The sequence below is a fragment of the Polyangium mundeleinium genome (assembly GCF_028369105.1).
Lineage (GTDB): Bacteria > Myxococcota_A > Polyangia > Polyangiales > Polyangiaceae > Polyangium > Polyangium mundeleinium.
The window spans coordinates 3081383-3097902 of sequence record NZ_JAQNDO010000001.1 but is presented as its reverse complement, the minus strand read 5'-3'; the positions used below and the strand labels follow the sequence as shown (position 1 = coordinate 3097902).

10 protein-coding genes are annotated in these 16520 nt (G+C 71.8%); 7 read left to right on the top strand and 3 right to left on the bottom strand.

Going from position 1 to position 16520, the window contains the following annotated elements:
* Nucleotides 1-63 precede the first annotated feature (63 nt).
* Nucleotides 64-894, bottom strand: a complete 831-nt coding sequence (locus tag POL67_RS12535) for a J domain-containing protein (protein ID WP_271917517.1) — start codon at nt 892-894, stop codon at nt 64-66.
* Between the two features lie 56 nt (nt 895-950).
* Between POL67_RS12535 and POL67_RS12530 the strand changes: the two genes are divergently transcribed.
* From POL67_RS12530 to POL67_RS12500, 7 genes are all read left to right on the top strand, one after another.
* Nucleotides 951-1763: a hypothetical protein gene (locus POL67_RS12530; protein ID WP_271917516.1), complete on the top strand. Its 813-nt coding sequence runs from the start codon at nt 951-953 to the stop codon at nt 1761-1763.
* Nucleotides 1760-2593 carry a S8 family serine peptidase gene (locus POL67_RS12525; RefSeq protein WP_271917515.1) on the top strand — a complete coding sequence of 278 codons (834 nt, stop codon included), beginning with the start codon at nt 1760-1762 and terminating at the stop codon, nt 2591-2593. Before POL67_RS12530 ends, POL67_RS12525 begins: the two co-directional genes overlap by 4 nt.
* The gene (locus tag POL67_RS12520; RefSeq protein WP_271917514.1) at nt 2590-4332 is read left to right on the top strand and encodes a tetratricopeptide repeat protein; all 1743 of its coding nucleotides are present in this window, start codon (nt 2590-2592) and stop codon (nt 4330-4332) included. Before POL67_RS12525 ends, POL67_RS12520 begins: the two co-directional genes overlap by 4 nt.
* A 36-nt stretch (nt 4333-4368) precedes the next feature.
* On the top strand, nt 4369-5103 hold the full coding sequence (locus tag POL67_RS12515) for a ferredoxin--NADP reductase (RefSeq protein WP_271917513.1): 735 nt from the start codon (nt 4369-4371) through the stop codon (nt 5101-5103).
* Nucleotides 5104-5183: 80 nt separating this feature from the next.
* Nucleotides 5184-5414, top strand: coding sequence for a hypothetical protein (locus POL67_RS12510; protein ID WP_271917512.1), 231 nt, complete (start codon nt 5184-5186; stop codon nt 5412-5414).
* Nucleotides 5415-5566: 152 nt separating this feature from the next.
* Nucleotides 5567-6220: a hypothetical protein gene (locus POL67_RS12505; RefSeq protein ID WP_271917511.1), complete on the top strand. Its 654-nt coding sequence runs from the start codon at nt 5567-5569 to the stop codon at nt 6218-6220.
* Between the two features lie 155 nt (nt 6221-6375).
* Complete coding sequence (locus POL67_RS12500; protein ID WP_271917510.1) at nt 6376-7236, top strand: SIR2 family NAD-dependent protein deacylase; 861 nt, start codon at nt 6376-6378, stop codon at nt 7234-7236.
* A gap of 84 nt (nt 7237-7320) precedes the next feature.
* Here POL67_RS12500 and POL67_RS12495 read toward each other — a convergent pair whose 3' ends face one another.
* The gene (locus POL67_RS12495; RefSeq protein ID WP_271917509.1) at nt 7321-11775 is read right to left on the bottom strand and encodes a VIT domain-containing protein; all 4455 of its coding nucleotides are present in this window, start codon (nt 11773-11775) and stop codon (nt 7321-7323) included.
* Nucleotides 11772-16409 (bottom strand): VIT domain-containing protein, encoded by a 4638-nt coding sequence (locus tag POL67_RS12490; RefSeq protein WP_271917508.1) that lies wholly within the window; start codon nt 16407-16409, stop codon nt 11772-11774. The genes POL67_RS12495 and POL67_RS12490 overlap by 4 nt, the downstream gene beginning before the upstream one ends.
* Nucleotides 16410-16520: the final 111 nt, after the last annotated feature.

Sequence of the window (16520 nt, the reverse complement as noted above, 5' to 3'; positions counted from 1 at the left end):
CCGAGGGGGACGCTTTGCGAGCTCGCTACGCGATCTCGCAAAGCGCCGAAACGCCGCTTTGATTCAAGCCACGAGCACGTGATACGCCGCGCTGACCTCGGCAAACCGCGCGGCGTTCCGATCCCGCATCGCCGCAGGAGCCGTGACGTGGCGATCGGGATGCAGCTCAATCGCGAGCTTGCGAAAGGCGCGCCGCACCTCGTCTTCGCCCGCCGCTTCCGAGAGACCGAGCTTCGCCAGCGCGCGCCGCTTCGCTTCGGGGATCGGGTGACCGAACCGCGACGACGACGCGCGCGGCGGCTCCTTGCGCGGCTCCTCGTCGGCCTTCGGCGCGCCGGGGTTAAACCTTTGCGCACGTACCGGCGAGCGGCGGTAGCGGACCTCGGACACGGGGACGAGATCCCGCTGACGCGGCCGGCCCACCAGAAAATCACGCGGTTCGAGCGGGTGAATGCGGCGCGCGGCGATCTTCGCGGGCCGGGCCGTGTGAAACGCGACGGCCGCGTCCTCCAGCTCGAAGAGCGCGTCGAGCTTCATGCGGAGCTGCACGCGCAGCGCGGCTTCGACGGTCGACGGATCCGCGAGGCGCTCCGCGACGAGGATCTCCCCGCTCGGCCGCGGATCGCCGTCCCCGAGGCGGCGCAGGAGCGCGCGCAACGCTGGATCGCCGAGAAACCCTTCGCGCCGGAGCAGCTCCCCGAGCGGCGGCGCGGGCAAGCTCGTCTCCACGCCGGAGACGAGGCCCGAGGCCAGGTGGATCTTGTGCCTCGACGAGACCGCGCCGGGAGGCGCCCAGAGATCGGTGAGCTCGAGCGTGCCCGTCGTCCGCTGGCGATACAGCCTCCCGAGCAGATCCCCGAGCGTCGTCGCCGAGAGCCGGCTGGGCAGGATCATGGGCGTCGGTTACCCAAAGCCTCCGATCGTGGCCAAGTTTTTGTAGGATGCGGGCCATGACGCTTCCCGCGCCCGCCGCCGACGTCGCCCGAGCCTCGTTGCTCGGCTTCTCGAGCCGGCTGCGAGATCTGCTCGCCACGCTGGAGTCCGCCGCCCTCGTGGGTCAATCGGAGGTGCGCATGCGCGGGCTCGGCGAGCACCTGCGTTTCGCGTGCCTCGCGCTCCCCTGCGCCGAGGCGCTCGTCGCGCTCGAAGTGGAGACGCTCGGCCGGCTCAGCGTCCCCGTCGTGGCCGATACACAAGGCTATCGCCGCGCCACGCTGGAGTTTCTCCCGAGCGGGACGCCCTTCGCCTACCTGCTCGGCGGCGGCGGCGCGCACGCAGCGGAGCTCGGCCCGGACGACCCGATGATCGCCGCCTTGCGCCCCGCGCTCGCGACGAAACCCACAGCGGGTATCTTCGTCCCGATCCGCATCGGCGAGTCCACGATCGGCGGCGCCGCGCTCTTCGCGGCGGACACGCCGCTCGGCGATCACCACCTGGAGATGGCCGAGCGCCTCGCCGAGGTGCTCGCGTTGACGGTCGAGTCGTTCCGCACCGAGCAGATGATCTTCTCGCTCTTCGCGCGCGCGCTGCCGGACCTGCTCGGCGCGGACGCGCCCACGTCGCTGCGTGAGTCGCTCGCGCAATACATCCACGCGCTGCGGCTCGGGCCGACGTACAAGGAGCGGCTCCAGCTCGCGCTCGCCGTGGGCAAGCTCTGCGATCGCGGGCCGGCCGAGGCCATGCTCTGCGCCGAAGTGCTCGGCCGCATCGACGCCTACGCGGCCTCGATGGGCGGCGTTGCGTCCTACGACGGAACGCCATGACGGAGACGACCGCAAAGGCGACGAACGAGGCACGCCGCGTGCGTGTCGCCCTCGTGGACTCGGGCGTGGACACGTCGCACCCGTGGCTCGTGAATGCAGCGCTCCGCTCGCTGCGCATCGAGCGGAAGGGCGAAGGATACGCGGTCGGTCCCGACGAACCTGTCGATCGTTCAGGCCACGGGACGGCGTGCGCGGGCATCATCCACAGGCTCGCGCCGTTCGCGGAGATCACGAGCGTCTGCGTGCTCTCGCCCGAGGGCCGATGTTCGCGCGACGGGCTGCTCGCGGCAGCGCGCTTCTGCGTGCGCGAGGGATTCGACGTGGTGAACCTGAGCCTCGGCATCGACGTGCCCAAGGGCGCGCCGCTCCGGCCGACCGACTACAAATCGATCGTCGAGCTCTACGAGATCGCGGACATCGCGTACACGGCCGGCGTGGTGCTCGTGGCGTCGGGGCCAAACGCGTCGGCGTTCCGGACCTACCCGGGCCGCTTCAAATCCCTGATCGGCGTGGGACGCGCGTCGTCCGACGATCCGGAGTTCTTGCGGACCGAGATCACGGTCGACTGGGAGATCCTCGCGCCGGGCAACGACGTGCTCGCGCCCGCGCTCGGCGGCGGCGAACGGAGATGGACGGGCACCTCGTTCGCCGCGCCCCACGTGGCGGCGCACGTCGCGCGCCTCCGGCGCGACCGTTCCGATCTCTCGATCCAGGACATCAAGGCCGCGCTGCACGCGCTCGCGGCCCGGCGGCTCGAACGCGAAGCAGGCCTTCCGCGTGTCTCGTTGCCCCCCGCGCAGATCGATCACGGAGGCACGCTCTCATCATGATCCGTCCCTTGGACCCCCTGCACGAGGTCTCTTCGATCGCGCGGCTCCTGAAGAGCGCGCCCGCGGAGGAGGCGCACGCCGAGATGGCGCGCCTCGAAACCCAAGGCCTCGATCCCTTGCGCGCCGCCGCGCGCCTCTTCGCGAAGGGCGCACTCGGCCAGCGGGAAGGCTCGCTCGACGTGGCGCGGGAGAGCCTGTCCGCGGCGGCCGCGGCGTTCGCGGATCTCGGCGAGACGCGCGCCAGCAAGATCGCGCGGTGCGAGGCGATCCTGGCAGCGGTTCGGCGCGGCCCGCGCGCGGTGTACCGCGAGTCGATCGCGATGCTCGAAGCCCTCACGCGAGAAGCGGACGGCGACGCGCTCGTCGAGGTCGTCGCGACGCACTACCGCGGCACGGCGGAGCGGCTGCTCGGCGACGCGGCGGCGACGCAACGCAGCCTGCTCTGGGCGCTCGAACGATCGCAGCCGTTCCTCGACGAACGCGCGAAGATCCTGAACTCGCTCGGGACGCTCTACGTGGTCATGGGCGCGCACGGCGCGGCGCGAGAGCTGCTCGAGCACGCGGCCGAGCTGCACCACCAGCACGACGACGTGATCGGCGAGGCGATCTCCTTCGGGCAGCTCGGCTCGGCCGCGCTCGCGCTCGGCAACCTCGAACGCGCGCGGCATTTCCTGCAGCGGCAGGAGTGGCTCTGCTCGCGGGTCGGCGACGTCTTCGGCCGGGCCCGCGCCCTGAACTTCCTCGCCGACGTGGCGAGCGCGCGCGGCCGCCCCGACGACGCCCTCGCCCTCGCGACCCGCGCCCGCGAGATCGCCGCAGCCGCGCGCCCGCCGCTCCGCCTGTGGATCGCCTACGCCACGCGCGCGATCGGCCGGGCCCGGATGGACCTCGGCGATACGAACGCGCGCGAAGATCTCGAAGCCGCAGCGACGCTCTTCGGCGAGGTGGGGAACCCGCTCGGCGCCGCGCTCACGAGCTGGGATCGCGTGAGGATCGAGGCCCGCGCGAGCGCCTCCGCACCCGAGCCGCGGGCGCACGCGAGCTTCTTCGGCCCTGCTTCGCAGCTCGCCGCGCTCGGCCTCGCTGGCCGCGTCGCCGAGGTCTTGCGGGACGATCGGACGTTCTCCACGGGAGGCGCGCGCGCCTCCGAAAAGGCCATCGCGGCCGCGTCGCAGGGGTTGCCGCACCTCTCCGTGGCCCAGGAGGTGGAGCTCCTCCACGCCGCGCCCGACGAGCTCGCACGCCTGGCCGAGGCGAAGACCACCGCGCAACGCAACCTCGCCCGCCTCTCCTCGTTTTGCCTCGCGCCCCCGGGCCTCCTCGTGGCGGCCGTGGCGAGCCCGAGCGCGGGCACGGGGCGGCCCTCGTTGCCCTCCGAGCGCAGCGCGGCGGCCGCGATCGCAGACATGCCCGGGATCGTCGTGTGGGCCTGGCTCGCGAGCACGCCGATCGTCGAGGTAGGCCATGATCTCGCCTCGCTGAAGGTCGCGCTCGGCGGTGATGCGCGGGCGAGGCTCTCCCGCGTCGCGGAGGCGCGTGTGCTCTCGGCGCCGCTCGCGGGCGAGGTCGGGCCTCTCGTCGAGGCACTGGATCTCGGACCGATCGTGGCCGCGGCGCTCTCCTTGACGCCGGGGACGCTCGAGGTCGGCGCGAGCATCGCGTGGGATTCCGAAGCCGAGGGGCGCGCGGTGACGGCGGGCTTCACGGTGCGCAGGGATCCCACGGATGGGCCCGCTTGACGTAACGTCACCTCCCCCTATGTTCCGCGTCGCCGGATGAAAAAACCCGAGACGTTCGAGGTGCGGCTCGCGTCGGCGACGATGATCGCGCCGATGGTGCGGCAGCTCGTGTTCGAACGGGTCGACGATCGGCCTCTCGATCACGACCCGGGACAATGGATCAACCTCGCGTTGCCGCTCCCCGAGGGAGCGTGTCGCCGCGCGTATTCGATCGCGTCGGCGCCCGACGGCTCGAGCCGCTTCGAGATCGCCGTCACGCGTGTCCCCTGCGGCCCGGGCTCGACGTATTTGCACGATCTCGGCGAGGGCTCCGTCCTCTCGGCGATCGGCCCGCACGGCCTGTTCACGCGCGCGCCGGACGACCCGAGCCCCTCGCTCTTCGTCGGCACTGGGACGGGCGTGACACCGCTCCGCGCGATGATGCAGGCCGCGCTCGCGTCGGGTTCGAAGGCGCCGCTCTGGCTGCTCTTCGGCGCGCGTTTCGAGGAGGACATCCTCTACCGCGCCGAGATGGAGGCCTTCACCCGCGCGCACCCGCACGTGCGGTACACGATCACGCTCTCGCGCCCGGGGGAGTCCTGGGCGGGCAAGAGCGGGTATGTCCAGACGCACGTCCCTGCCCTGCTGCGCGAAATCGAAGCAGCGAGCGCGTCCGCCGCGCCGCACGTCTACGTCTGCGGCCTCGAGCGCATGGTGAAGACCGTGCGCGAGCTCTGTCGTCACGAGCTCGGCGTCGACCGCAAGCACGTGCACACCGAGCGGTACGACTGAGCGATCCCTTTCCCCGAGGGGCAAGCGATACGCACTCGACTCGAACGAGGGAGGCCCGCGCGGAAAAAATCCCGGACGACGTGAGATTGGGCGTCGCTTGCAACGCAGCGGAGCCCAATCTTCCGGGAACGACGCTCCAAGGCCGCGGCTTCATCGACATGGAGGTCCCCACGTTCCAGATCGAGCCACTGGACAGCCGTTTCCGTAGGTTGTGCATCGACGGCAAATTCGGCGCTCCCTACTGGAACGTCGACCCCGAGAACACCGCCGCAGCATGCGCGACGTTGAACATGCGCCCAAACGAGCTCTGAGGGGCGGCCCGTAGGGATCTGCGACCGCGCGTGCAGACGCGCGCCGAAATGCGGCGCGCTCGGTGGACGAAGGCTGAGCTCGAAGCTATAAAATTTCCATGTTACGTCCAATGTTGGATCTTGGAGAAGCTTTCTCTATTCGAGGAGGGGTCATGCGTTTCGTCTTGCTGGCGCAGGTGGCGGGTGCAGCGTTGTTTTTGGCTGGATGCCCGGGGGATCAGCAGGTCGAACCCACCGGCGGCGCGACTGGCTGCCCGGCCGGCCAGGTCTGTCCCCCTGGGACGGGCGGCGGCGGAGGCAACGGCGGTGACGGCGGTGACGGCGCCGGCGGCGCGGGCAACGGCTCCGCACAAGGCGGCAGCGGGCAAGGCGGCAATGGCGCGGGCGGCGCGGGCGCCGGAAATGGCTCCGGTGGCGCGGGTGGCAATGGCTCCGGCGGCGCGGGTGGCAATGGCTCCGGCGGCGCAGGCGCGGGCGGCTCGGGCGGAAGCGGCGGAAATGCGGCCGTTTGCGAGCCGCTCAAGGCCGACGTCGACCTCAAGATCGTCGAAGCGACGAAGTGTTACCCGCTGCAGCCCGAAATCCCGCAGTGCCAGGAGATCACCAAGGGCCCCTGCTGCGAGATCAGCGTGGTCGCCCTGGATCTGCCCGAGGTCGTTGCTTACAAGGAGGCGCTCGCGAAATACGAGAACGCCGGCTGCGAGGCGGCTTGCCCCCCGATTCCTTGCCCGGCAATGCCCCAGTTCAAGTGCACGGCGAACGATAACGACCCGACCACGGGCACCTGCACGCCGGTCACGCCCTGACAGCGCCGGGAACCCCCGCCGCGCTCCCCTGCCCCTTCGTCTTCGCCCCTGCTGTGCGTCGAGGAAGGGGCAGGCGTTTTTTCGCCGCCTCCGCGCCAGCCGATGATTCGATGACGAGCGCCCCTTCGCGAACGGGGGGCGAACGAGGAGCTCCCATGACCCCGCATGATTCCCTCTTCGAGCAAGCCGCTCGTGCCCTCGAAACTGCGCGCGCGCTCGTCATCACGGCAGGCGCGGGCATGGGCGTCGACTCGGGTCTGCCGGATTTCCGCGGCGACGAGGGATTCTGGCGGGCATACCCGCCGTACAAGGACCTCGGCCTCGGCTTCTCGTCCCTCGCGAATCCGCGCTGGTTCGCGAAGGATCCCTCCCTCGCCTGGGGTTTTTATGGTCACCGCCTCGAGCTCTACCGCAAGACGCGGCCGCATGACGGCTTCGGGGTGCTCGCGCGGCTCGCCCGCAGGATGGACGACGGCTGCTTCGTTTTCACCTCGAACGTCGACGGCCAGTTCCAGCGCGCGGGCTTCGATCCCGAGCGCATCGTCGAGTGCCACGGCGCCATCGATTTCATGCAATGCACACGCGCCTGCGGCGTCGGAGTCTTCCCCGCCGATCCGTACACGGTCGAGGTGGACCCAACGTCGTTTCGCGCCAAGGAGCCGCTGCCGACCTGCCCGCGTTGCGGGGCGATGGCCCGGCCCAACGTGCTCATGTTCGGCGACGGAGGCTGGGACGCGAGCCGCACCGACGCGCAGGATGAAAGGCTCGGGGCGTGGCTCGTGTCGAGCCGGGGCGAGGCGCGCGGCCGCGTGGTCGTGATCGAATGCGGCGCTGGCACGGCCATCCCCACGGTTCGTCATTTCAGCGAGCGAATCGCCACGAGCCTCGGCGGCCTGCTCGTGCGGATCAACGTCCGCGAGCCCGAGGTCCCCGCAGGGCACGTGGGCCTGCCCCTCGGGGCCCGCGCGGCGCTGACCGAGATCCAGGCGCGCATCAAGCCCCACGCGAAGGGCTGACCTGCGCGGCGCGCATTCGATGGCGCGATTGTTGGGAGCTCAAAAGAACGAGCGGCGGCATCCCGGAGGACGCCGCCGCTCGCGTCAACCCGGCGTGAACGCGCTGCCCATCCAGCGGAGCGTCACGGGTTTGCCGGTCGGCGGGAGCTCGACGTCGATCGAGACGAGCTTCGGCGGTTTGCCCTCGCCGTCGGGCACGAGCGCGTCGACGCGGACCTTCGTCGCGCGCGCGGGCGCGAGCTCCTCGGGGCGCGCGAGGCGGAGGGAGATCGGCGACTTCTCCGCGAGGCCGAAGCGGAGCGCGTAGAGGCCCACGCCCGCCGCGGCGACGTCGGGGCCGAGGGGGTCCTCGGTCTTGTCGCGCAGGAGCTTTACGTCGAGGGCGAGCGCGCCCGCAGGCGCGCGGACGAGCGCGACGACCGCGGCGTTCGGATACGGGAGCTCCAGCGAGGCGCGCGCGAGGCGATCCGTGTCCGACTCCGAGAGCCCTTGCCGTCCGCGCCCCTCGGCGAGCAGGACGTGCGCGAGGTAGCCCGCGAGCCGGCCGAGCGTCTCGTCCCCCGCGCGACCACCCGTCTGCGCGACCCGCGCGAGCATGCGGTGCGCGATGTCGAGCCGGCCCGCGCCCGCATGCGCGAGCGCGAGACGGATCACGGCCGCAGGCTCCTCGGGGACGAGCTCTTCGAGCACCGCGTACGCGAGCGAAGCGTCGTCGAAGAAGCCTTCGTTGCGAAGACGATCCCCGAGGAAGGCGCGCGCCCAGGGGTCCCGCGGCGCGCGCTCGGAGAGCTCGCCGAACGTTCGGCGCGCCTCCGCCTCGTCGCCGATGCGCAGGAGCGCCGACGCCGCGTCTGCAAGCAAGCCCGCGTCGGCGAACGGATCACGACGGGCGCGGCGGATCTCCTCGGAGAGCTCGGCCTTCATGTCGAGCGCTTCGAGCAGCGCGAAGAGCCGGCGCCGGAGCCGCGCGTCGTGCGGCGCGATGCCGAGGAAGCGACGCACGACCGCGAGCCGCCCCTTGTCCCCATCCGCCGCGCGGTACTGCTTGCGGAACGTGCCCACGGGGTACCGCTCGCTGCCGACGAGCTCGCGCTTGATCGCGTAGAGCTCCTCGGGGCTCTGCGCGCGGCGGATCGCCTCGCGCCGGAGCAGCGCAGCCGCGTCGCTCTCGCCGAGCAGCTCAAGCCGCCCCGCGACGCCGACACGCGCGAGTCCGTTTGGCTCGTTCACGAGGATGAGCTCGAGGAGCGCGCGGCGATCGGTCCACGTGGGCAGCTCGCACGACTGCTTCGCCTCGACGTACACCACGTCAGCCTGGCTGCGTTCGAGCCGCTCGCGCCACACGCCACGACGAAGCGGCATCGGCAGGAACGAGGTTGGCGAGCACTTGCGGCCCCGCAGCGTCGCGCGCGGAGGCGGCAAGCCGAGCGTGCGCGTCACCTCAATCGACACGTTGAGCCCGCTCGCGGGGAAGATCATCGCCCGCACAACGACCTCGACGCATCGGTGGAGCGCTTCGTCGTCCGCGCCGGCGACGCCCTTCACGCGGACCTTCTCGGCGCGGCCCTCGCCGTCGATCGAGAAGTTCACGTCGAGTTTGCCCGAGAGCTCGGGCCGGAGTGCTGCGCGCGAGTCGCGGCACGCGCGGACCGAGGGGCCCGCCTCGTCGAGGAGCCTCGCTGCGGCCTCGGCCACCGCGGCCTTGTAGGCGGCCTCGTCGTCCTTGTCCTCGGCCGACTCGGTCTCCTGCGGGACGTTCATGAGCGTCCCGGCCGCCGCGCGCGGCGTGGCAAACGCCGCCGAGAAGCCGGACTCGGGTCCGGCCGAGAGGTCGAGGATGCGCGTCTGCAGGAGCGACGGCGCGTAGACGCGCGGGCCGCCGATCACGAAGCCGGTCCACGGCGTGAGCAGGCCGGCGCGCAGAGCGACGTCGGTCGCGGCCTCCCGCCCCTTGCCCTTCAGCGCGATCTCCTCGACGCGCGCCGCGGCCCAGCGCCGCGCCACGTCCTGCTCGCGGAGCGCACGCTCCACGACGACAGGCCTCTTCTCCTCGTGCACGCCACGCGCGTCCCGGTACCGGAGCGTGATCGAGCGCGGTGGATCTCCGCGCACGCGGCCCACCGCGAAGACCGTCTCGCCGGCCGTGATCGCCCGAGCCGAGCGCGGGTAGATGCGATCGACCTCGGTCCCGAACACGACCTCGACGCCCGCCACCGCAGGCTGGAGCGCCTCCGAGATGAGCTCGGTCGCGACGCGCGCGGCGTCGGTCGTGTCCGCGATCTCGAGCAGCGGCCCCGAGCCGCGCACCAGGCTCGCGAGCGCGAAGCGGTTCACGAGCGGCCCGACGCCCACGGCACCCAGGCGCGGCGCCCCGCCCTGCCGGCGCGCGAGCCGCGCCTGGATCCGATCAACTGTTGGATCTCCAACGGTCGGCCAGCCGTCGCCCACGTAGATCACCATGCCCGCCGGCGCGTCGGCCGGGAGCGCGTCCGCGCCGGCTTCGAGGGCGCGGCCGAGATCCGTCGCGCCGCCCGTCGAGATCTGCCCGAGCGCCTCGCGGATCGCCTTGCGGCGCGCATCGTCCACCGGGCCGATCGCGGCCGGGCCGAGGGGGTGCACGGTCTGATCGGCGGCCAGCACGACCACCTTGTCGCGCGCCCCGAGGCCCGAGAGCACCGCGTCGACGAGCGCACGCTCGGCGTCGAGCAGCGCCGGCTCCACGCTCGACGAGACATCGAGCACGAGCGCGAGCGTGACCCCGTCCTCGGCGCGCGCCTCGGGCACCTCGGTGCGCACGAGGATCGTCGAGGCCGGATCGTCCTCGTCTCCCTCGAAGGGCGGCGCCACGAAGAGTCGCGCGGGTGACGACGAGGGCTCGATCGCGACGTCCACCACGAGGTCCGCGGTCGGCCGATAATCGGGCCGCCGCACCTCGACGGTGCTGCCCGTCACGCGCGCGCCGAGCCCTGCGCCGATCGACTTCGGGCTCGACTGCGTCGCGTCGATCTTCGCGGAAAACTCGCCGATGAGAGGAGGCGCGGCGTCCGAGACCATCGGGTAGCGGTACTGCACGACCCAGTTCCCGTCGCCCTTCGGCCGCGGCGAGAGCCACTCGACGTACCGGACGATCACCTGCACCGTCGCGCCGGGCGAGATGCTCGGGATCGTCGCGCGGACCCAGCCTTCGCCGGCCCACTCGAGCACCTCGCCGCCCGATCCGGAGTTGCCGCGCGCGTCGCGCGTGGCGAGCGCAATGTGGCCCTCGTTCGTGTTGCCGCCGCGCACCGAGGCGAAACGCGCCACGATCGCGCCCGGCGGGATCGCAAGGCGATAGTCGCCCGTCACGGAGGTGCTGCCAGCGTTGAAGAACGTCGTCCGCACCTCGGTCTCGGCGAGCTCCCGCGCGACGGTCGCTTCCACGTCGTGCGCGCGGATCGTGAGCGGCGAGCCGGCGTCTCCGGGTTTGTCCGGCCGACCCCATAGCTCACCCACGGCCCTCCGCGGCGCGCCCTTCGCGCCCCACGGCGCGGCCATCCCGCCAGTCCAGTCGTCGTAGCCGCGCTCGGGCGCGATCTCGACCTTGCTGCCGTCCACGGTGGCCGTCTCGCCCGCGCGCACCGTCTTCTCGGCGCCGCCCGCGCGCACCGTGATCTCCTCGGTCGCTGCGTAGAGCTTCGCGCTCGCCGGGCGCTCGCGCGAGCGCTCGATGCCGGTGTTCGCGCCGCTGACGATGCCCGTCGCCTCGCCGAGCTCGATCTCGGTCCGCGCGCCGAGCGCACCTTGCACGAAGATGCGCCCGTGTTCGAGCGCCACGCCCTTCTGCGTGATGCGCAGGCTCGTCGAGCGATCGAGCACGAGGCCCGTGCCGTCATCGAGGCGCAGGCGCGCGCGGCCGTCCGTGTCGGTCTTGACGACATCTCCCTCGGAGAGCCGCCGCGTCTTGTGCACGGGCGCGCCCGCGGCGGTCACCGAGGCGTGCACCGCTTGCAGATCGGCCACCGTCGGCACGAGCGGCTGGCTCGGCTTCCGCTCACCTTGGCCGCGCAGGAGGACGACGGTCACGAGGATGACCACGATCGAGCTCACGATCGCGAAGAGCGCGGGCGGGATGCTCCCACCTTGGGGCGGCAGGGGCGGAGGCGGGGTCCGCCGGATCTGCTCCTGCGCGCGTGGATCACTCACGGGCAACCACTCGGCCGTGTCGAGCTTCTCGCCGCGCGTGACTACGACGATCCGGCGCTCGTTCGCGCGCGGAGGCTCGGGCGCAGCGGCCGCGGGCGCATCGTCGTCATCATCGTCGTCGTCATCGTCGTTGTCGCTTCCGCCGCCGCTTCCGTCTCCGCCTCCACGGCCGCGATCGTCTCCGCTTCCGCTGCCGCCTGCGCTCGCGGTTTCGTCTCCGCTTTTGCTCGCGCTCGCGCTTTCCTCTGGGCCGGCCGTGGGTTCTTCGGGACGAACGGCTCCTTCTCCGGCCGTCGCGGTCGCTTCGCCTGTGGGCGTGCTCGTCACGTCTTGCTCTTCTCGTCGCTCGTCGCTCACGGCTCGACCTCCCGGGCCTCACCCTTCGAGATGGCGAACGCGCGCACCGGCTTGCCGCCGCGCGCGAAGCGGATCGATTGCTTCACGATGGTCTCGCCGTCCTCCCCTTCGTCGAAGACGATCGTCAGGATCGCCTCCGCGCCGAGCCGCGCGGCGTGCTCCACATCCTCGCCTTCGAGACGCACCTCCACGCGTGCGTCGGGGCGCATCGGCAGGAGCGCCTGCGCGATGCCCAGCGTCACATCGCCTTCCGGCGCCGGCATCTGCGTGCCGAGCCCGTTCGTCCAGAGCGACGGGTGGAACTCGGGGTGTGACCACGTCAGCGAGACCCGCGCTCCGCGCGGCGCCTTGCCGGCCGCGCGTTCGGTCGAGATCACCCGCAGGAGCCGCGCGCGCAGCGTCTGCTCCTCGTCCTTCTTGCCGTTCTTCTGCGCGAGGAGCCGGCCCCACGCGAGGTACGTCGCCGCGAACGCGCGCGCCGTCACGGCCGGGCTCTGCTCCGCGTCGGGTGCCCCGGCCGCGCCGCCCTTCTCGGACCACTTGATCGCCTCTTCGAGCTTGCCCATGCCCTCGGCGGCGGCCGCGAGCAGGAGCGAGACGCTCGTGTCGTCGGGCGCGAGCCGCGCCAGCGTCTCGTATTGCCGCGCCGCGTCCGCGTACCAACCGTGGGCCCTCAAAAGATCGCCGAGCCTGCGCCGCGCGACCGGATCATCGGGAGCAAACTCCACGATCTCGCCGAACGACCGGCGCGCCTCGGCCTCGTACGCGGCCTTCTTGCCTGCGTCGGCCTCCTTCGCCGCGAGGCGCATGTAGAGCTCGCCGACCGCGGTCCGCACCCGCGCGTCCGCGTCGGGCCTCGATCGCAAAGTCCGGCCGAGTTCACGCGCGCCCGCGTCGTCCGACGCGTCCTCCAGCATGTCGAGCAGGCGCAGCGCGAGCGCGAAATCGTCCGGCCACTGCGCCACGAGCTCCCGCACCTTCTTCACCCGCTCGTCGGGAGACTTCGTATCCTTGATGAGCTTCTCCAGGAGGCTCGGATCCATCGTCTTCAGGCCGAGCGCCGCGTGCAGCTCGCGCATCTCCTGCGCCGTGCGCACCCGCGCGAGGATCCCGCGGTAGAGCGCGTCGGCCACGCCGAGATCCGTGAACATCACGCGCCAGAGCGACACCTTCGCGGCGATCGACGGCATCGCGTCGAGCATGAGCGACACGAGCTTCGACCTCTCCCGCCACGTCGGCGCCTCGCACGCCGAAAGCGCAGCGCGGTAGACCGATCGCACGCCCTGCGCGTTGCCCGCGACGCGCCCGAACCGCTCACGCCACAAGCCCACGCGCTCCTCGAACGGAACGAGCGCGGCGCCGCTGCACGGCGACGCCTGATGCGGCACGTCGCCCACGTGCACCACGATCGTCGTGCCCGTGAGGCTGGAGGTGCGCTTGGCCTTCTCCTCGGGCTTCTGTGCCTCATCGGCCTTGGGGATGTCCTCCCCGGCGGACGCCTTGCCGCTGAGGTCGCCGCCTGCAAGCGGATCCCCCGGAGCATTCGACTGCTTCGTGAAGAACCCGGACGACGGCTTCGTCTCGGCCTGCCGTGCAGGTGCCACCGGCGCAGCCGTCGCCGCGGCGCTCGGCATTGCGATCGGCGCCTCCATGATCTTCGGCGGCGCGCTCTTGTGCTGTCCGCCGAGCCGGCCCTGCCCCGAGCCAAACCCTTGCCCCGTGCCCGTGCCAGCCCCGTGCCCGATGGTCCCGATGGAACCGAGCCCGATCCCCTCGCCTCGTCCGCCGCCACCTTCGGCGACACCCGAGAGCCCGAGGCCCCCCGCGCCGAACCCGTCGCCGATCGCGCTGCCCCACTGGTTGCCGGCTGCGGAGCTCTGATCCCTCGCGAGCGAGTCGTCGCGCCCCCACGGCGCCGTCGGCGCGTTCGGATCACCGCCCGCGCCCGTGTTCAGCATGCCGATCATCCCGAACTCGGCCGCGTCGCGCAGCGCGGCTTGTCGCGCGATGTGCGGATCGGCGTTGTCCTGCGGCCCTTGCACGCCGTAGCGGTTGCCCGTGGCGCGCGTCACCGGGTTCCCCATGGATCCCTCTTCGCCCTTCGCGCGCGTGCCCGTGCCACCTTCCTTGTTGTCGGCGTTGGGCGCGGCAGCGACCTCCACGGCTGCGATCCCGTTCTCCTCTTCTTCGTCGTCGACGTCCGCCTTGATGATCGGCGTCCAGCCCATCCGCCGCTTCGTCTCGACGAGGCTGCGCGCCATGCCCTTCTTGCGCTCGAGCTCCGCGCGCTCCTCCGGCGTCATCTCGTTCTTCGTCGGCACGTAGAGCGACGTGACCGGCGTGATGATCGCGTGCCGCGAGCCGAGATCCACCATCGCCGCGCGCCCCGTCGCCTCGGCCATCATCTGCAAGAGGCGCCCTTCCGCCCAGCGACGCCGCAGATCGCCCTCGTCCTCGATCCGCGTGACCTGCAGGTTCGTCTTGACCGTACCCGCGGGCCCCGTCAGCGAGACCGATGTCGGCAGCCCGGCCGACGTCACGCGGCCGATCACCGCGATGCTCTCGTCTGCCACAAGCGCGCCGAGATCCCGCGGGAAAATGCGCTCGACCGTCGGCCCGAGATCCACCTGCGCGCCCAGCCAAACCGGACGCTCTGCATGTTCGAGCAGCCGGAGCGCCACGCGCGCCGCCGCGTTTGCGTCGGCCACGCGCTCGGCAAACCCGCCCCGCGCGAGGCCTTCGAGCAGCGCCATGTCCGCCTCGTCGCCCACGCCCACGCCGAACATCCGCACCGGCCGCGGCAACTTCGCCATCCGATCGCGCAGCTCCTGCAGCCTGAGCTCGCCGACCGTGGGCGCGCCGTCGCCGACGTACACCACCGCGCCGCGCCGCGCCGGATCGAGCAGCGCCGCGGCCTGGCTCAACATCGACCCGAGATCCGTCGCGCCACCTCGCTCGATGCGCGACATCCGCGCCAGCACTTCGCGCCGCCCCGCCTCGTCGATCGGCGCAAGCCCCTCCCTGCCCGGCACGACCGGCACGAGCGACGTGTCCCCGCCGAACACGCCCACCCGATCGTCCTTGCCGAGGTGCGCGAGGAGCGCCGCCGTCGTCGCGCGTGCGATCGCGAGCGACGGCGCGTCCGTCGCGGCCGACGTGTCGATCACGATCGCCAGATCGAGCCCGCCCTTCGCGAGCGGCACGTCGGCGGATCGCACCGGTACGATGACGTAGTCGGCCTCCGTCTTCGCGCGTTGCATCGCGTCCGCGCGCTCCGAAGGCGGCACCGTCTCGAGATCCATCGTGTGCTGCGCCGTGTAGCCGCGCGGCGCGACGAGGCCGTCGTCGAAGAGCTCGATCGCGAGATCGGCCCTCGGCACGAAATCCTGCGCGCGCACCGTGATCGTCCCGCCCTCGCGCACGCCGCTCATGCCCGTGCGCACCTCGCGCGCGCCGGCCCGCGCGAGATCGATCGTCGCCGTCAGCTCCTCGATGTGCGGGAGCGACCCCTCGGCGCCCTCGGCCGCCATCGGGTACACGTAGAGCCGGCGTTCACCGCGCGCGCCCGTGCGTCCGAGCCACTCGGCGTAACGCACCACGACGCGACGCGATTGTCCGGGCAACAGCGGGTAGAGCCGCGCCTTGTACACGCCCGGCGCCTCCCACTCGAGCAGCGCCGGATCCTCCTTGCTACCCTCGTAGACATTCGCCTGGTACTGCGCGGCGGCGGCCTGCTTCTCCTTGACGTACCCCCAGAACACCACGCCGTCGCGATCCACGCCGAACTTGTGCAGCGTCGCGCCCGCGGGTGTGCGGAACCGATACACGCCCTCGACCGTCGCCGAGCTCGGGTTGAAGAAGACCTCGTCGACCTCGGTGATCGCGAAGTCCTCCTGGATCGACACCCGCACGTCGAGCCTCTGGATCGCGAGCGGGAAGCGCGGCGCGCCTTGCTCGCCCGGGCGACGTGCGCCCACCGTACCCACGCCGTACGGCGAAGGTTCGGCGGAGCGATCCGTCGTGGCGAGGCCGCCCGTCCAGTCCTCCCACGTGAGCACCGGCGACGTCTTCGCCGTCGGCTCTCCCTTGTGCGGTTCGAGCGTGAGCCGCTCGCCCGCCGTCGCGCGCGCCGCGCCATCCGTGCGGACCTCGCCAGCGAGCACGTACACGTCCGACGCGCCGTCCTTCTGCGCCACGTCGATGCTCGCCCGCACGTGCGCGAGGTGCAGCGGCCCGGTCGGCGTTCGCAGCTCGGTCGTGATCGTCGCGGGCGTGTCCACGAAGACGCGCCCGTGCTTGATGTCGATCACGTCGGCGTGGAGGACGAGCTCCGCAGGGCCTCGGATGAGCAGCGTCGCGCCGCCATCGCGCCGGAGCCACGCGAGCCCGTCTTGCTGCACCCGCACCACCTCGCCGTCCACGAGCCTTTCGCGTGGGTACGGAGGCCGTTCTGGCTCGCCGGGCGGCGCGACCAGGACGTCGCGGCGGACCGTCCGCAGCTCGGCCCAGGTTTGGGATCGTGGCAGGAGCGGGCGCTCCAGTTCACGACACGCGGTGAGCAGCCCCGGACAAACCAGGGCAAAAAACGCCAGCACCACGAGGGCGAGGCGCGGACGAGCGCGGTACGAGGACATCCTGGGGTGCCTCCACATCGAAAGGAATGCGAAGGCACAGGCGCGCCCCCGATCCTGTCGAGAAGACTCTACCAGGACACCCGAGCCGGGATTTGGTTCCTTTTGAGATGA